The following is a 15,673-nucleotide window of genomic DNA, read 5'->3' on the forward strand; positions in this document are numbered from 1 at the left end:
GTTCCCCTGATGGCAGACACACCAGACAATTCCGTGGTCGCGCAGTCGCGCCGTCTCTCTGTCGAGGAGCGGCTGAGCCAGCTCGAGGAGGAGCAGGCCCAGCTGCGCCAGGAGCTGGCGTCGCTGGCGGGCGAGCTGCGACTTCCAGGGATGTACCTGGCGGTGGACGCGGCGGGGACCAGCGCGCTGATGGACGCGGAGACGGTGCAGGAGGTGGTGCGGCTGGTGGAGCTGGAGCCGCTGCCCGGTGCGCCCGCGCACGTGGCGGGGACCTTCGTCTACCGGGGCAGCCCGGCTGTCGTCGTGGACCTGGCGGCGCTCCTGGGGGTGAAGCGGGAGGCCTCCCTGGATGCGCACCTGGTCGTCTGCGGCGGCGGTGCGCGGACGGTGGCCGTGCTGGTGGACCGCGTGCGCGACCTGGTGGAGTCCCCGGTGCTGGTGGACGGGACGCCGGATGGGACGTCGCCGCTGCCGTGGGATGCCAGCGGGCTGATGGCGGGGCTGTGCCGGACGCCCGAAGGCGTGCGCCCGTTGCTTCGGACGGCCGCGGTGCTCGTGGGGCCGGAGGCGCCGTGAGCGAGGGCGTGCTCGACGACGCGACGCTGGCCCGGGTCGAGGACGTCCTCCAGTCGGCCTGTGGGGTGACGTTGGCGCGCAGCCTGCGCCGCTCGCTGGAGACGGCGCTGAGCCGGGCCGCGCGTTCGCGAGCCCTGGAGCCCGACGCCTTCCTGCGCAGGCTGCTGGTGCGCGAGGCCGCGGCGGTGGAGTGCTTCATCGAGCACGCCGTCATTGGCGAGACGTACTTCTTCCGTCACCCGGAGCACCTGCGCACCCTGGCGCGTCTGGCACAGGCGCACCCGGCCCCGTGCTTCCAGGTGTGGAGCGCGGGCTGCGCCAGCGGCGAGGAGCCCTACAGCATCGCCATGGCCTTGATTGCGGAGGGCTTGCCCGAAGGTCGCTTCCGCGTACTGGCGACGGACGTGTCGGGCCGGGCGCTCCAACGCGCGCGGGAGGGCGTGTACGGCCCGTGGTCCCTGCGCCGCATCGAGCCGGAGCAGGAGAAGCGCTTCCTGGTCGCCAACGGCGACGACTACGCCGTCATCCCCCAGGTCCGGCACGCCGTGGAGTTCCGGCGTCACAACCTGGCCGTGGATCCGCCGCCCTTCATGGGCCTGGGCGCCATCTTCTGCCGAAACGTGCTCATCTACTTCCCGACGGAGCTCGCGCGGGAGGTGCTGAAGCGCTTCATCTCCGCGCTGGCCCCCGGTGGGCTGCTCTTCGTCTCTCCGGCGGAGGTGCCGCTGACCAACGGCCTGGGGCTGGAGACGGTGGACGCCGAGGGCAGCGTGGCGCTTCGGGTCCCCGCGCCGGGCGCGCCTCGCGCGGCGACGCCGCTTCCTCGCCTGGGGATGGGCCGCAATCAGGTGGCCTCGCCGGTGCCTCCAGCCGGGTGGCCTCAGGCGCTGGACGATTCAAGGGCGCGCCGCGCGCGCGCGCCGGCTTGGGGCACAAAGCCACCGACAAGCGAAGGGCCTCTGACATCCGGCACGTCCCCGGAGGACTCCCGTGTCGGTTCGGTGTCCGGCCGCGCGGCGTCGGGTCCTGCGGGAGCGTCTTTCCGTTCAGCTTCGTCCGCCGCAGGGGATTTCGCCGCGACGGGGGCGTCGCGCGGGGCGGAGGCGCCTCCAGCGCTGAGCGAGCCCGGGACGTCGCGCCCCGCGTGGGCCGCGCCAACGCCGGACGCCGCCACTCCGGCCGTGCCGCGGTCCGTGGCCGTGGATGCGCTCGCCGCCGAAGAGGTTCCTGCCCTGGAGCGCGCCATCATCGCGGCGCGCGCGGGACACTTCGAGGAGGCGGAGGCGCTGGCGCGCGAGGCCGCGAAGGCGCTCGTTCCCGAGGCGTACCTGCTGCTCTCCATGGTGGCCGAGGTTCGTGGCGACCTGAATGGGGCCGTGGAAGCGGTTCGCAAGGCGCTGTACCTGGAGCCCCGGTTGGCGCTGGGGCACGCCACGCTGGTGGCCCTCTATGGGCGCATGGATCGGCCCGAGGACGCGGAGCGTGCGCGGCAGAACGCCCTGCGCGCGCTGGATGGACTGGATGATGAACACCCGCTGCGTGGGGTGGAGACGATGACGGCCGGCGGCCTGAGGCAGGCCCTGGCGCCAGTCGAGCAGGCTGGCTGGCTTGGAGTGCGCTGAGAGGCGCGCGCTCCGCACGAGGTGGGAGGCAACGTGGACGTCAAAGGGACGCACCTGACACCGCCGGGCCGCGCGCCGGGGACCAGGCTCAGTCTGCGGATGAAAATCCTCGCGCTCACCGGGGCGACGGGGGGGCTGGTGGCCGTCATCCTCATCACCACGACGTGGATGCAGATGGGCGACGCGCTTCGCAACGACCTGTCCCGCCGCGCCAACTCGGTGAGCGTGGAGCTGGCGAAGACGCTGGCGCCCATGCTGAGCACGAAGCGCGACCCGGAGCGACTGCAGGAGTTGGTGCAGGGCGCGCTGAGCCTGGGGCCCGAGGTCGCCTATGTCCGTGTCCATGATGCGGACGGCGTCCTCCTGGGCGAGGCCGCCGCGGAGCGCTACGTCGGCGAGGCGCAGGCTCCGGCCTCCGTCGAAGGCGATGCCTCGGTGCTCCGCCGCAGGTCCGTGAAGGGAACGGGCCTGGTGGAGACGACGACGCCCGTGCTCGCGGCCGGCTCCACCGCGCACCTGGGCACCCTCCAGCTGGCGCTCCACGAGGAGGGGCTGAGCCAGACGCTGCGGGAGGCCACGCGCTTCACGGCCATCATCAGCCTGCTCGTGCTGGTGGCCTGCATGGTGGCGGCATGGCTGGTGTCCGGGATGCTCGTGGTACCGCTGGAGCGGCTGGCGCGCGCGGCGGCGGGTATCGCGGCGGGGGACCTGCGCCAGCAGGTGGACCTCCAGGGCTCGGATGAGATTGGCGACGTGGCACGCAGCTTCGCGGTGATGACGGACGCGCTCTCCCACCTGCTGCAGGACCTGCGCGGCGCGGCGGCGGAGATGGAGCGCGAGGCGGCGGGTGTGCTGGCCACCTCCACGCAGCAGTCGGCCATGGCCCACCAGCAGGCCTCCGCCATCAATGAGACGAGCACCACGGTGGCGGAGATTGCCCAGACGTCCAAGCAGGCCACGGCCTACGCGGACTCGGTCATCTCCCAGACGCAGAAGTCCGAAACCCTCAGCGCGGAGGGGCAGCAGGTCGTCAGTGAGAGCGTTGCCGGCATGGAGAAGCTGGGCGAGCAGGTGAAGGCCATTGCCCTGTCCATCACCGACCTCAGTGAGCGCACGATGCAGATTGGCGACATCATCGGCACGGTGAAGGACGTGGCCGAGCAGTCCAACCTGCTGGCGCTCAATGCCTCCATTGAAGCGGCCAAGGCCGGGGAGCATGGCCGGGGCTTCGCGGTGGTGGCCACGGAGATGCGCACGCTGGCGGAGCAGTCCCGCATCGCCGCGGAGCAGGTGCGCGGCCTGCTCAACGAAGTGCAGAAGGGGACGAGGCAGGCCGTCAGCGCCACGGAGGAAGGCAGCCGCCGGGCGCAGGCGGCCATGGAGCTGGCTCGCGAAGCGGGGACGACCATCCTGGGCCTGTCGGAGGTCATCCGCGAGTCGTCGGGCGCGGCACGGCAGATTGCCGGCAACACGCGTCAGCAGACCATTGGCGTGGAGCAGATTTCCACGGCCATGGGTGAGCTGACATCCGCCATGGGAGACTCGGTGGAGAGCACCCGGCGCATCGAACAGGTGTCAGGCAATCTGACCAATCTCTCGAAACGGTTCTCGGACCTGGTGGGTAGGTACCAGTTATGAACGCAAAGGTGCTCATCGTCGAAGACACGAAGACCATCACCAACCTTCTTCAGGTGTACCTGATGGGGTGGGGGTTGGAGTTCTTCGACGCTCCGAATGGCGCGATTGGACTGACCAAGGCGCGGGAGCTCAAGCCGGACCTCATCATCTCCGATGTGCAGATGCCGGAGATGGACGGCTTCGCGCTGTGCGCGGCGATCCGTGCGGACCGGCAACTTCACGACACCCCTTTCATGATGCTCACGTCGCTGAAGGACGACGCGAGCCGGCAGAAGGGCAAGCTGGTGGGCGCCAGCGCCTTCCTCAACAAGCCGGTGTCCGTGGACGACCTTCGTTCGAAGGTGCGCGACATCCTGAAGCTCCCCGCGACCCGGTACTGAGCGCATGTCGAAGGAGGACGCCAAGATTGATTACACCGGGCTGCGACGCCAGCTCACCGAGGCGCACTCGCTGCTGGACGGCAAGCAGGGGGTGAGCCCTGAGAAGCGTCGCGAGGTGCTCAGCGCCCGTGCCCGGGCCCTGGCCGAATCCCGCCACGAGGAGCGCCAGGAGGTGCTCTCCGTGCTGGCCTTCCAGGTGGGCGGCGAACGCTATGCGGTGCGAATCGAGCACGTGGACCACGTGATTGAAGCGCGCGGCATCGCCTCGCTGCCCGGTGCTCCCCGGCACGTGCTGGGGGCGCTGGTGAGCCGCTCGCGCGTGGTGCCGGTGTTGGACCTGCGCCAGCTCCTGGGGCTGGAGGGGGGCGGCATGTCGGACCTCAGCAAGGTGGTGGTGGTCGAGGCGGATGACAGTGAAGAGGGGTTCGGGCTGGCGGCGGAGTCCGTCGAAGGACGCAAGGAATTGCCGAAGGCGGAGCTGTCCCAGCCTCCGCCCGGGCCCTTCTTGTTCCTCACGCCGGACCGGCTGACGGTGTTGGACCTGGAGCAGCTCGGGGGCCCGTCCGCCACGCGGCCCGAAGGGGAGTAGGCACGCGCCATGGATCCTCAGCTCTTGCGCAGCATCTGGCCGGTGTTCTCCGCGGAGACGCGCGAGCAGATTCAAGCCATCGGGTCGAAGGTGTTGGGGCTGGAGGGCCCGGCGCAGGGGCGCGAGCCGGACCTGCTCCCGTCGCTCAAGCGGCTGGTCCACAGCCTCAAGGGCTCCGCGGCCAGCCTGGGCCTGGACGACATCGAGCAGGTGGTGCACGCCATCGAGGACGGGCTGGCCACCTTCAATCAGGAGGAGCGGCTGCCCCGCGACACGGTGGAGGCCATGCTGCGCGGCCTCTCCGCCATCGAAGGCGCCATGGCCCGTGGCGACGCCGGACAGTCGCCCGTGGTGGAAGGACTGTCCTCGCTGCTGGCCGCCCTGGGCCACGAGTCCGCGGAGGCCGTCCCCCAGACGGCGGCCTCGGGCGCGGCCGCGCAGGGGCTGGAGGTGCTGGACCTCCTCGAAGCGGGGTTGAGCGCGCTGTGCTCGCCGGATGTGCCGGACCGGGCGGCGGTGGTGCGCACGGCGGTGGAGCGGGCCCGCACGTTGAAGACGTCCGCCGAGTCCGCCGGGGCGCAGAAGGTGGCCACGCTGGCGGAAGCCGCGGCGCTGGGCTTCACGCGCATGGAGCCGGGCGGTGACTCCGCGGGGCTGGCCGCATCGGACGTGGCTGGCACGCTGGTGGACCTGCGGACGGCGTTGGAGGCCGAGGGTGGAGCAGGGGCGGTGGCTCGCGCCGTCCATTCGCTGCGCGCGTCGCCGTCTCCCGCGCCCTTGGATGGCGCGGCGGCGCAGGGGCCCGCGGGGGCTGCGGCCACGACGGAGTCCCGCGGACCGGCGGACCAGACGGTGCGCGTGTCGGTGAAGACGCTGGAGTCCATCGCGCTCCAGGTGGAGCTGCTCCTGGCCGGACGCGCGCAGCAGACGCGGCGTGGCGCGGCGCACCGCGTGTTGATGGACGGCATGCGCGAGGTGCTGATGCACCTGGAGCGCGCGTCGTCGCAGCTCGCGATGGCGGGCGGCGGTCCCGCGCTGGAGCCGCTCCGCGCGGGCGTGACGCAGATGCGCGGACTGCAGAAGCAGCTCCTGGAGCTGACGAAGGAGTCGCACCGCGACGGTGAGCAGCTCACGCTGGTGGCCCAGGTGGCGCGCGATGATTTGCGCGACCTGCGCATGGTGCCGGCCTCGCAGGTGCTGGAGCCGCTGCGGCGCACCGTGCGCGAGACGTCCGCGCGGCTGGACAAGCAGGTGACGCTGGAGCTGTCGGGTGGCGAGGTCCGGTTGGACCGGCGCATCCTCGACGCGCTGAAGGACCCGCTGCTGCACCTGGTGCGCAACGCCATCGACCACGGCCTGGAGTCCACCGAGGAGCGGCGGGCCGCGGGCAAGCCCGAAGCGGGGCGCCTGACGGTACGGGTGGAGCCTCGGGGCTCGCGCATCGCGGTGGTGGTGGAGGATGACGGCTCCGGCTTGTCGCCCAGCCGGGTGCGCGCCACGGCGGTGCGGCGGGGGCTGCTGCCGGCCGATGAGGCGGAGAAGCTGTCGGACGCGCAGGCGGCGAGGCTCATCTTCCAGCCAGGCTTCTCCACGCGGGAGCAGGTGTCCGCGACGTCCGGGCGGGGCGTGGGCCTGGATGTGGTGCAGGCGACGGCGCAACGGCTCCAGGGCTCGGTGGACGTGGCCTTCACGGCGGGCCGGGGCACGCGCTTCACCGTGGACCTGCCGCTGACGCTGGCTGCGGCGCTGGGGTTGCTCGTGCGCACGGGCACCACGGTGTCCGCCATTCCCTCCGACAGCGTGAATCGCATCCTCCGGCTGAACCCGGACGACGTGGGCACCGTGGCGGGCCGCGTGGTGGCGCGGCTGGATGGGGAGCAGCTCACGTTCCTGCCGCTGGCGGAGGCCATTGGCCTTCCCCGGCTGCCGCTGGCGCTGGACTCCGGGAACGTGCAGGCCGCCGCGCTGCTGACGGTGGGCGAGGACAAGGTGTTGTTCGCCATCGACGAGGTGGTGGGGCAGCAGGAGATTGTCGTCCGCTCGCTGGGACGCCACCTCAAGGGCGTGCGGCACCTGGCGGGCGCGGCGGTGCTGGACGACGGCCGCGTGGTGCCGGTGCTCAACGCCGCGGAACTGGTGCGCGCGGCGCGGCCAGAGACGCGCTCGGTGGCTCGCGAGACGGCGCGGCCTCGCATCCTCGTGTGTGACGACGCGCTCACCACGCGCTTCGCCATGAAGTCGCTGCTGGAGATTGCCGGCTACCCGGTGGTGACAGCGGCGGACGGTGAAGAGGCGTGGGGCATCCTGGAGCGCACGCCCTGCCAACTGGTGGTCAGCGACTGGCAGATGCCCCGGCTGGACGGCGTGGGGTTGGCGCGGCGAATCAAGTCGCACCCGCAGCTGCACCGCACGCCCATCATCCTGGTGACGTCGCTCGACAGTCCCGAGGACCGCGCCGCCGGTCTGGAGGCGGGCGCGGACGGGTACCTCGTCAAGCGCGAGGTGGAGCGAGGCCGCCTGCTGGAGCTGGTGCGCCAACTGCTGCCCGTGTCCTGACGGCGCCGCGCCTCACGCGTCGCGAGGCGCCACGGGCACGGTGTCATCCACCGGCAGGTGGACCACCCAGCCGTTGCCGGTCTCCTCCGGCAACGAGAGGCCACCGCGCAGCCGCTGCGTCAGGTGCCGCAGCAGCGTGACAGTCTTCTCCGGCAGCGCCTTGCCGCCGCGGATGTTGACGCGCAGCTGCCACACGCCCGCGTCCCCCACTGCTTCCACGCGCACCGCCGTAGGCGCGCCCGACGCCGCCACCGCGCGGGCCAGCGCGCGCACCAGCAGCTCCACGTCATCGCGGGAGCCCGGAATGGCCACGGGCCGGTCCGGGAGCGTCATCGTCGTGTCCACGGCGCGCTGGCCGCGCGCGGCGGGGATGAAGGCCGTGCGCAGCAGGGGGCGCAGGTCCTCCACGCCCTCGTCCTGCACCTTCGCCAGCCGGCGCTCGATGATGGCGCTCTGGTCGTCCGCCGAGCGGCGCAGCCGCTCCAGGTAGCGCTGGATGGGGGCTGTCAGCCCGCCCGCCGTTCCCTTCAGCATCATGTCCACGTATCCCTTGATGACCATCAATGGTGTCCTGAGGTCGTGTGACGCCCGGGAGCGCCGGTGCTCCTGGTTCACCACCCGCCGTTCCAATCGCCGCTGCGTCTTCAGCAGTTGCACGTGCCGCGCCGCCGCGTCCGACTCCCGGGCATGCGCCGCGAGCAGCACGGCGCCGAACGCCGACATTTGCGCGAGCACCCGCGCATCCTGGCTGGTGGGCCGTTCGGGCCACACCACCAGGGCCGGCCGACGCCGCATCCTTCCCAGGGCGCGCGTGGCCGTGACGACTCCTGTCGCCGCGACACAGACGCGTCCGTCATAGAAAGCCGCTCCGGAAGCCCCCGTCATCCGCTGGGCCTCGCGTACCAGGGACTCCAATCCCGCACGAGCACCACAGCGGAAGGCACGCTCGGCAACCTCCACGAGCGCCTGTTCCACCCCTGCATCGGACTCGCTGCCGATGCGCCACCCCGTCCAAGCACCTGCCAGCACGCGGGAAGGTATGGGCACGCCACGCACGCGCCGCAACACTGCCCAGGGAGGGCGCCGGACGCCCGCGAATCGGAAATCCTTTTCCCTTCAGGGCGTGTGAGCCCCCCACTTTTTACCGTCAGGGGGTACGGAGGCGCCGCGCAACCCCGCTCAACTCCTAAGAAACAGCTCCTGGCCAGGCACTTGCTAACGGCATCCGTCACGGGTGGCGGAAGGGGCGAATGGGGACTCTCGATTACTACGCGGCGATCGCTCGACTTGCACCAGGCGGACTGGCGCGCAGCGCTGTGCGGCGTGTCCAAGGTGTGGCGCGGCAGGCGCTCTATCGTCGGCGCGAGCGCGCGGACGAGGTGCAGCTCCTCGAGTGCTACGGCGCGACGGATGGCGTGGAGCTGGTGGAGCTGGCGCTGGGCCAGCGCAGCTCACGCATCTGGTGTGAAGTCTCTCAGCGCGCGTCGGTGCTGGAGGCGCTCGCCTCGGTGCCCGGCGGCCTGGAGCGCGCGCGGGCCCGTGCGCAGGCCGCGCTTCGCCAGGAGTGGGACGTCTTCGGCACCCCGGTGGTTTTCGGCGAGGGCCGTCCCGTGGACTGGTCCCTGGATCCGGTGAGTGGTCACCGCTATCCGGTGGAGCCCGTGGAGCGCCTGTCGCTCGCCGTGGCGGGGAGCGACCCGAAGTACCCGTGGGTGATGGGGCGGCTCGACAGCGTCGTGGCGCTGGGCCAGGGCTACTGGGTGGAGACGGCCGCTGACGTGCGCGCGCGGCTGGCGGATGCCTTCGTGGCGCAGGTGTTGGACTTCCTCCAGGCGAACCCCGTGGGGCAGGGCGTGCACTGGACGTGCCCCATGGAGGTGGCGCTGCGCGCCGCGAACCTGGCGCAGGCGCTGGCCATGTTCTCCACCGCGCCCGCGGTGACCCGGCCGGACTTCCTGGTGCCGGTGCTGAGCGCGCTGGCCGAGCACACCGCCTGGGTGGAGGCCCACCTGGAGGACCGCGGCGCGGTGCCCAACAACCACCTGGTCTCCAACTACGTGGGTCTGTTGGTGGTGGGCCTGCTCTTCCCGGAGCTGCCCGGCGCGTCGCAGCAGGTGTCGCTGGCGGTGGGGGGGCTGCGCGAACAGATGGAGAAGCAGGTGCACCTCGAGGGCACGTCCTTCGAGGGCTCCATTCCCTATCATCGCCTGTCGGTGGAGCTGTTCACGCTGGCGTACCTCGCCGCGCGCGGCGCGGGTGTGCCACTGGGGCCCAAGTACGAGTCCCGGCTGCGTCGCATGTTCCACGCCGTGCGCGCGTGGTGTTCCGAGCGGGGCCTGGCGCCACAGATTGGCGACAATGATTCCGGCCGCGTCTTCCCGCTGCGCGATCGCGAGGACAACGCGCACGGCTATCTGGTGGGCCTGGGCGCGGCGCTCTTCGGCGATGCGGGCCTGGGCGGCGGCGAGTTCGTGGACGAGGCCGCGTGGCTGCTGGGGCGCGCCGGGCAGGCGCGTTTCGCCGCGCTCGCGCCCGCGCCAGAGCCCGTGTCGGTGAGCTTTCCGGAGGGTGGTTTTCACATCTTGCGCGGCGCGGGTGTCGTCATCACTGTCAGCGCCGGCAAGCAGGGACAAGGCGGTGTCGGGGGGCACAGCCACAACGACAAACTTTCTTTCGAACTCCACGTCGACGGGCGTCCCGCCATCGTGGATCCGGGCACCGGCACCTATACGCGAGAGCCCGCGTTGCGGAACTGGTTCCGCGGAACGGCCGCGCACAACACGGTGCAGGTGGATGGCGCGGAGCAGGCGCCCCTGGATGAGGCGCGGTTGTTCGCGCTGCCGGAGGAGGCTCGGGCGCGGGTGGTGGCCTTCCTGCCGGGGAAGTCAGTGGACAGGCTGTTGGTGCGGCATGACGGCTACCGCCGGCTGCCCGCGCCGGTGGGAATCGAGCGCACGTTCCGGCTGGACCGGGGCGAGCGCGCTCTGGCCGGACGTGACCGCTTCGTGGGCACGGGCCGGCATGACGTGGTGGGCAGATTCCATCTGCCAGATGAACAGGCGCGAGTGGTGTCGCCTCAGGTGCAGGTCCTGTCACGCGCGGGTCGTGTGATGGAGGAGCCGGTGTCGTTCGAGCCGCTCGTGGTGGAGCTGGGGCCGGAAGGGGCCCCGCTCGCCTGGGTGGTGCTGGAGAAGGGACTGACGGCGCGGTTGGTGCCGTCGAAGTATTCGCCAGGGTACGGGCGGGTGGTGCCGTCGCTGGCGGTGGAGTTCCGGGGGCAGGTGACGCCTCCGGCGTGGTTGAGGTGGGTGGTCGTTTTCCGCTGAGTGTCGGGTCGGGGCGTGACCGTCTTAACGGCACGTCGCATCAGGAGAGGTGAGGACGATGAGGGTGATGGTGAGCAGCCCGCTTCTGGATCGCATCAAGAAGCGGGACGCGAGGGTGGGTGTGGTCGGGCTTGGCTATGTCGGTCTTCCGCTGGGGATGGCGTTCGCGGAGGCGGGCTTCCCCGTCATGGGGCTCGACGTCGACAAGCGGAAGATCGACAAAATCGAGAAGGGGGAGAGCTACATCAAGCACATCCCCGGCGCTCCGCTGGCGGAGCTGAGCAAGTCGGGCAAGCTGAAGGCCACCACGGACTTCGCCAAGGCGAAGGACATGGACTGCGTCATCATCTGCGTGCCCACGCCGCTCACCGCGTCGCGTGAGCCGGACATGAGCTACATCATCCAGACGGGTGAGGCGCTCGCGCCGCACGTGCGTCCTGGACAGCTCTTCATCCTGGAGTCCACCACGTACCCGGGGACGACGGAGGAGGTGCTCAAGCCGCTGCTGGAGAAGAACGGCCTCAAGGCAGGCAAGGACTTCTACCTGGCCTTCAGCCCCGAGCGCGAGGACCCGGGCAACAAGAGCTTCAACACCAAGACGATTCCGAAGATTGTCGGTGGCTACTCGCCCGAGTGCTCCGAGATGGCCGCGGCCCTCTACGGCAGCGCGCTGAAGGAAGTGGTGCCGGTGTCCTCCACCCGCGTGGCGGAGCTGACCAAGCTGCTGGAGAACATCTTCCGCTGCGTCAACATCGCCATGGTCAACGAGATGAAGATGCTCTGCGACCGCATGGGCGTGGACGTGTGGGAGGCCATCCAGGCCGCGAGCACCAAGCCCTTCGGCTTCATGCCCTTCTACCCGGGCCCGGGCCTCGGTGGGCACTGCATCCCCATCGACCCGTTCTACCTGACGTGGAAGGCGCGCGAGTACGAGTTCCACACCAAGTTCATCGAGCTGGCCGGCGAGGTGAACTGGCAGATGCCGTACTACGTGGTGCAGCGCACGATGGAGGCGCTGAACAAGAACAAGCAGACGCTCAACGGCGCGAAGGTCCTCTGCCTGGGGGCGGCGTACAAGAAGGACATCGACGACATGCGTGAGAGTCCGTCGCTGCGCGTCATGACGCTGCTGGCGGAGAAGGGCGCGGAGCTGTCGTACCACGACCCGTACGTCCCCGAGCTGCACAAGGGCCACGGCTTCAACATGGAGATGAAGTCCGTGCCGCTGAAGCCGGAGACGCTGGGCCAGTACGACGCGGTCCTCATCCTCACGGACCACTCGGACATCGACTACGCCATGTTGGTGGACCGCGCGAAGGTCGTCGTCGACACGCGCAACGCCACCAAGGGTGTCAGCAAGGGTCGTGAGAAAGTGACGAAGGCCTGACAGTCATTCGCCGCCCGCCCGGAAACCGACCCTCCGTGCGGGGGGCCCCTCGTTCACGGATTCCGCCTTCGCGGCATCCGTGAGCGTGGAGCTGCTCGTATCGTGGAAGGGATGGGCTAGTGTCGGGGCCGTGCAATCCCTCCTTCGAACCGTGTTTCCCCTGCTGGCACTCTCGGCGCTGCTGACGGCGGCGGCGCCCGTGCCGGATGCGCGCGTGAAGCTGCTCGAGGCGATGTCCGCTGAGCTGGCGCGCAACCACCAGCAGCTGAAGATGCAGAACCACGAACCCCCGTATTTCATGAGCTACCAGCTCAAGGACTACGAGCAGCACGCGATTTCCGCGCGCTATGGGGCGCTGTTCATGGACGACGGCTACCGTGAGCGGAAGCTGTACGTGGACGTGCGCGTCGGTGATTACGACTTCGACAGCTCGGTGGCGGAGGGGCTGGAGTTCAGCTTTTCGACCAAGGGCACCAGCTACGTGTCGCGCAAGGAAGGGCCGCTGGACGACTCGCCGTTGGCGCTGCGCACCTCGCTGTGGCTCATCACCGATGAGAAGTACAAGTCCGCGCTGTTCCAGTACCTGAAGAAGAAGGGCGAGAACGTCTACGCGGTGGAGGACCCGAAGCGTCCGCCGTCCTTCACGCGCGAGAAGCCGGTGAAGCACGTGGAGCCGCCGGTGGAGGCTCCGTTCGACCGCGAGCGCTGGGTGAAGGTGGCCCGCGACGTGTCGGCGCGCTTCAACGCGCACCCGGAGCTGTTCGACTCGGAGGTGCGCGTCACCAAGGACAAGGTGACGCGGCTGTTCGTGTCCTCGGAAGGCAGCCGCATCATCACCGAGGAGACGCTGTACGGCCTGCATGTCTCCGCCGTCACCCGGGCGCCGGACGGGCAGCTGCTGGACAACTCGCGCAACTTCTATGTGCCCACCGAAGCGGGGCTGCCGGACGTGGCGCGCCTGAACAAGGCGGCGGATGACGTCATCCAGGAGCTGCTGGCCCTGCGCGCGGCGCCCGCCATCGACCCGTACACGGGGCCCGCCATCCTCGCGCCGGAAGCGGCCGGGGTGCTCTTCCACGAAGCGGTGGGGCACCGGCTGGAGGGAGACCGGCAGGAAGGTGACAACGAGGGCAAGACGTTCAAGGGCCAGGTGGGCAAGCAGGTGCTGCCGTCGTTCATCTCCATCCACGACGACCCGACGCGGCGCGTGCTCCAGAACGAGCCGCTCAACGGCTACTACCTCTTCGACGAGGAGGGCGTGCGCGGCCAACGGGTGACGCTGGTGGAGAAGGGCGTGCTGCGCAACTACCTCCAGGGGCGCCGGCCAGTGGAAGGCTTCCTCCAGTCGAACGGCCACGGCCGCAGCCAGGGCAACCTGAAGCCGGTGGCGCGCATGGCGAACCTGATGGTGGAGAGCACGAACGGCGTGAGCGACGCGGAGCTGAAGAAGCGTCTGATTGCCGAGGCGAAGCGTCAGGGCAAGCCGTTTGGCCTCATCATCCGCGACATCACGGGGGGCAACACCAACACGTCTGGCTACGGCTACCAGGCCTTCAAGGGCGTGCCGCGCATGGTGTACCGGGTGGATGTGAAGACGGGGAAAGAGACGCTGGTGCGCGGCGTGGAAATCGTGGGCACGCCGCTGTCGGCGGTGAACCGCATCCTCGCCTCGGGGCAGAAGCCCGGCGTCTTCAACGGCTTCTGCGGCGCGGAGAGTGGCAACGTCCCGGTGTCCACCGTGGCGCCGGCCATGCTGCTGCAGGAGCTGGAGCTCCAGCGCACCATGGAGGGGAAGGACCGCCCGCCGATTCTCACCAGCCCGGCGGCGCTGGAGTCCCCGGCGGCGAAGCCGTAGCCGCGCGCCTCCGTGCCCCAGTCGCGCCTTACTGAGGGGCAGGTGAGGGCGCGACAGGCATGGGGCTCGCAGGCCGGGGGCGCGCCGGGTGGAGCTGCCTGGCGCCCTTGAAGCCGCGCAGGCGCACGTACCGGCGGAAGTCCTGGAGGAAGCTCTCCTGGGTGACACCCACGGCACGCTGGAAGGCGCTGTCGAAGTCCGGGCCCTGGCTCATGCCGCGCAGTACGTTCCGGATGGTGTCCTCACCATAGCGGCGCGCCAGGAAGGTGAAGGCGTGGTGGGCGGCGCCATACACGACGCCGCTCTCGGACTGGTAGAGCGCGTCGGCTTGCGACAAGGGGTCGGCGTTGGGGTGCTGGCGCCAGTAGTGCTCCAGGTCGTCCAGGCTGGAGACGCGGTAGCCCTGTTCGGCGGTGTAGGAGGCCATGCCTTCACGGAACCAGAGGGGAATCCGCTTGCGTGTCCAGCCGAGCCGGTCCGAGGCCACCTGGTACATGAGGCTGTGGGTGAGCTCGTGCAGCAGCAGTTCGTCCACCTGGCCCTGGCTGGCGCCTCGGGCCGTCCAGGTTCGAGGGCTCTGCAGCTCGATTTGCTCGTAGCGCGCCCAGGCGCGGAGGAAGTCATACCCCGGGCGGTTGGCGGCGCGCTCCAGCGCCGCGTGGTTGGGGTGCACGACGATGGTGACGGGGTCGTCGAAGGTGCCCCAGCGCTGGAGACGGGGAATGGCGCGTTCGACGGCGAGCTTCACCTGCACGGCCGCTTCGGTGTCGCGCGGTTGGTATTCGACGTCGATGCCGGCGCCGGTGCCCTTGCCGACGAGCACGCGGGCGCTCTGGGAGGCGGAGCAGCCGGTGAGCAGACTCAGGCCGAGCAGCGCCGCTGCCCAGCCGGGACTGCCGCGACGGCCCTTTGTTGCTGGTGACTCCTGACTCACTCCGCACCCAACCAGCGAACCACCGCGCGTCCGACATCGGCCACGGTGGAGAAGGACTCCACCTCGGGCACGGGTGGGCCGAAGTAGAGCACGGGCACGGGGTGAAGCGTGTGTCCCCGCGTGGAGAGGTCTTCCACGTTGCCGTGGTCGCTGCAGACCAGCACCCGGGCGTCGGCGGGGCGCGTGGCTACCAACGCGCGGGTGAAGGCGTCGAACGCGTCCAGCGCGGCCAGGGCGGCCGTCCAGTCCTGGGCGTGGCCGGCCTCGTCCGCCAGGTAGTGCTCGAAGAAGGTGAAGTCCGCGGCTGACGCAATGTCCCAGAACACGGCGGCGGCTTCCTCGGGCGTGCGCTCCGGCGCGGGCAGTCCGTAGGCACGGGCGCTGGCGCCGGTGATGTCGTGGGTGAGCCCGTCCCCGGCGCGGGCGTCATCGAGCGTCCGCAGGGGGATGCCCCCCGCGGCGAAGGCCAGCTTGGAGGCGGAGGGCTTCACCTTGCGGCGCGACTCCGGGGACAGGACGAGCTCCGGCGGGGAGGTGCTGGGCCGGCGGGGGACCTCCAGCGCGTCCAGATAGGGGGCGGGATAGGCGTTGGCGAAGGTGGCGGTGCGGCCCGCCGCGCCCAGCCGCCGGATGATGGAGCGGTCCGCCATCAACCCCCGCAGCGGCGCGTTGGGGTAGCCGAGGACGTGGCGGCCCAGCAGCGCGGGGGCCGGGTCTCCCGTCAGGATGGCCGTTTGATTGGACGCGGACTGGGGCCGGCCGGGGACGCCGAAGGTGGTGTCCGTGGGGATGCAGCGGCCTCCATAGGGG

The 15,673-nt window shown here is 70.4% G+C and carries 12 protein-coding genes; 9 read left to right on the plus strand and 3 right to left on the minus strand.

Annotated elements, in window-relative coordinates:
• The first annotated feature begins 9 nt into the window (after positions 1–9).
• The 6 genes from FL344_RS11635 to FL344_RS11660 are packed head-to-tail and all read left to right on the plus strand — an operon-like array spanning position 10 to position 7,361.
• Entirely contained in the window at positions 10–576 is a 567-nt protein-coding gene (locus tag FL344_RS11635) for a chemotaxis protein CheW (RefSeq protein WP_141589062.1), read from the plus strand.
• Positions 573–2,198: a protein-glutamate O-methyltransferase CheR gene (locus FL344_RS11640; RefSeq protein WP_141618560.1), complete on the plus strand. Its 1,626-nt coding sequence runs from the start codon at positions 573–575 to the stop codon at positions 2,196–2,198. Before FL344_RS11635 ends, FL344_RS11640 begins: the two co-directional genes overlap by 4 nt.
• A gap of 21 nt (positions 2,199–2,219) precedes the next feature.
• On the plus strand, positions 2,220–3,836 hold the full coding sequence (locus tag FL344_RS11645; protein WP_141618561.1) for a methyl-accepting chemotaxis protein: 1,617 nt from the start codon (positions 2,220–2,222) through the stop codon (positions 3,834–3,836).
• On the plus strand, positions 3,833–4,216 hold the full coding sequence (locus tag FL344_RS11650; RefSeq protein ID WP_011552752.1) for a PleD family two-component system response regulator: 384 nt from the start codon (positions 3,833–3,835) through the stop codon (positions 4,214–4,216). The genes FL344_RS11645 and FL344_RS11650 overlap by 4 nt, the downstream gene beginning before the upstream one ends.
• A 4-nt stretch (positions 4,217–4,220) precedes the next feature.
• Positions 4,221–4,805: a chemotaxis protein CheW gene (locus FL344_RS11655; RefSeq protein ID WP_141618562.1), complete on the plus strand. Its 585-nt coding sequence runs from the start codon at positions 4,221–4,223 to the stop codon at positions 4,803–4,805.
• Between the two features lie 9 nt (positions 4,806–4,814).
• Positions 4,815–7,361 carry a response regulator gene (locus FL344_RS11660; protein ID WP_141618563.1) on the plus strand — a complete coding sequence of 849 codons (2,547 nt, stop codon included), beginning with the start codon at positions 4,815–4,817 and terminating at the stop codon, positions 7,359–7,361.
• Between the two features lie 12 nt (positions 7,362–7,373).
• Here the strand turns inward: FL344_RS11660 and FL344_RS11665 are convergent, their stop codons facing one another.
• The gene (locus FL344_RS11665) at positions 7,374–8,390 is read right to left on the minus strand and encodes a HAMP domain-containing sensor histidine kinase (RefSeq protein WP_228564957.1); all 1,017 of its coding nucleotides are present in this window, start codon (positions 8,388–8,390) and stop codon (positions 7,374–7,376) included.
• A 305-nt stretch (positions 8,391–8,695) separates the two neighbouring features.
• On the opposite strand from FL344_RS11665, the gene FL344_RS11670 reads away from it, so the two are divergent.
• From FL344_RS11670 to FL344_RS11680, 3 genes are all read left to right on the plus strand, one after another.
• Positions 8,696–10,687, plus strand: a complete 1,992-nt coding sequence (locus FL344_RS11670) for an alginate lyase family protein (protein ID WP_141618569.1) — start codon at positions 8,696–8,698, stop codon at positions 10,685–10,687.
• Positions 10,688–10,754: 67 nt separating this feature from the next.
• Positions 10,755–12,074: a nucleotide sugar dehydrogenase gene (locus FL344_RS11675; RefSeq protein ID WP_141618570.1), complete on the plus strand. Its 1,320-nt coding sequence runs from the start codon at positions 10,755–10,757 to the stop codon at positions 12,072–12,074.
• 79 nt (positions 12,075–12,153) lie between these two features.
• Positions 12,154–13,929, plus strand: coding sequence for a TldD/PmbA family protein (locus FL344_RS11680; RefSeq protein ID WP_141618564.1), 1,776 nt, complete (start codon positions 12,154–12,156; stop codon positions 13,927–13,929).
• Between the two features lie 28 nt (positions 13,930–13,957).
• On the opposite strand, the gene FL344_RS11685 is transcribed toward FL344_RS11680, so the two are convergent.
• Together FL344_RS11685 and FL344_RS11690 are read right to left on the minus strand one after the other, a co-directional pair.
• Positions 13,958–14,863: a hypothetical protein gene (locus FL344_RS11685; RefSeq protein ID WP_141618565.1), complete on the minus strand. Its 906-nt coding sequence runs from the start codon at positions 14,861–14,863 to the stop codon at positions 13,958–13,960.
• The coding region (locus tag FL344_RS11690; RefSeq protein WP_141618566.1) for a metalloenzyme at positions 14,860–15,673 on the minus strand (814 nt) is incomplete at its 5' end. The genes FL344_RS11685 and FL344_RS11690, both read right to left, overlap by 4 nt.

The sequence above is a fragment of the Myxococcus sp. AB036A genome (assembly GCF_006547355.1).
Classification (GTDB): Bacteria; Myxococcota; Myxococcia; order Myxococcales; family Myxococcaceae; genus Myxococcus; species Myxococcus virescens.

Coding starts and splice junctions, on each gene's coding strand:
- FL344_RS11655 (WP_141618562.1), top strand. CDS start 4,221: ATGTCGAAGGAGGACGCCAAGATTGATTACACCGGGCTGCGACGCCAG.
- FL344_RS11660 (WP_141618563.1), top strand. CDS start 4,815: ATGGATCCTCAGCTCTTGCGCAGCATCTGGCCGGTGTTCTCCGCGGAG.
- FL344_RS11675 (WP_141618570.1), top strand. CDS start 10,755: ATGGTGAGCAGCCCGCTTCTGGATCGCATCAAGAAGCGGGACGCGAGG.
- FL344_RS11635 (WP_141589062.1), top strand. CDS start 10: ATGGCAGACACACCAGACAATTCCGTGGTCGCGCAGTCGCGCCGTCTC.
- FL344_RS11650 (WP_011552752.1), top strand. CDS start 3,833: ATGAACGCAAAGGTGCTCATCGTCGAAGACACGAAGACCATCACCAAC.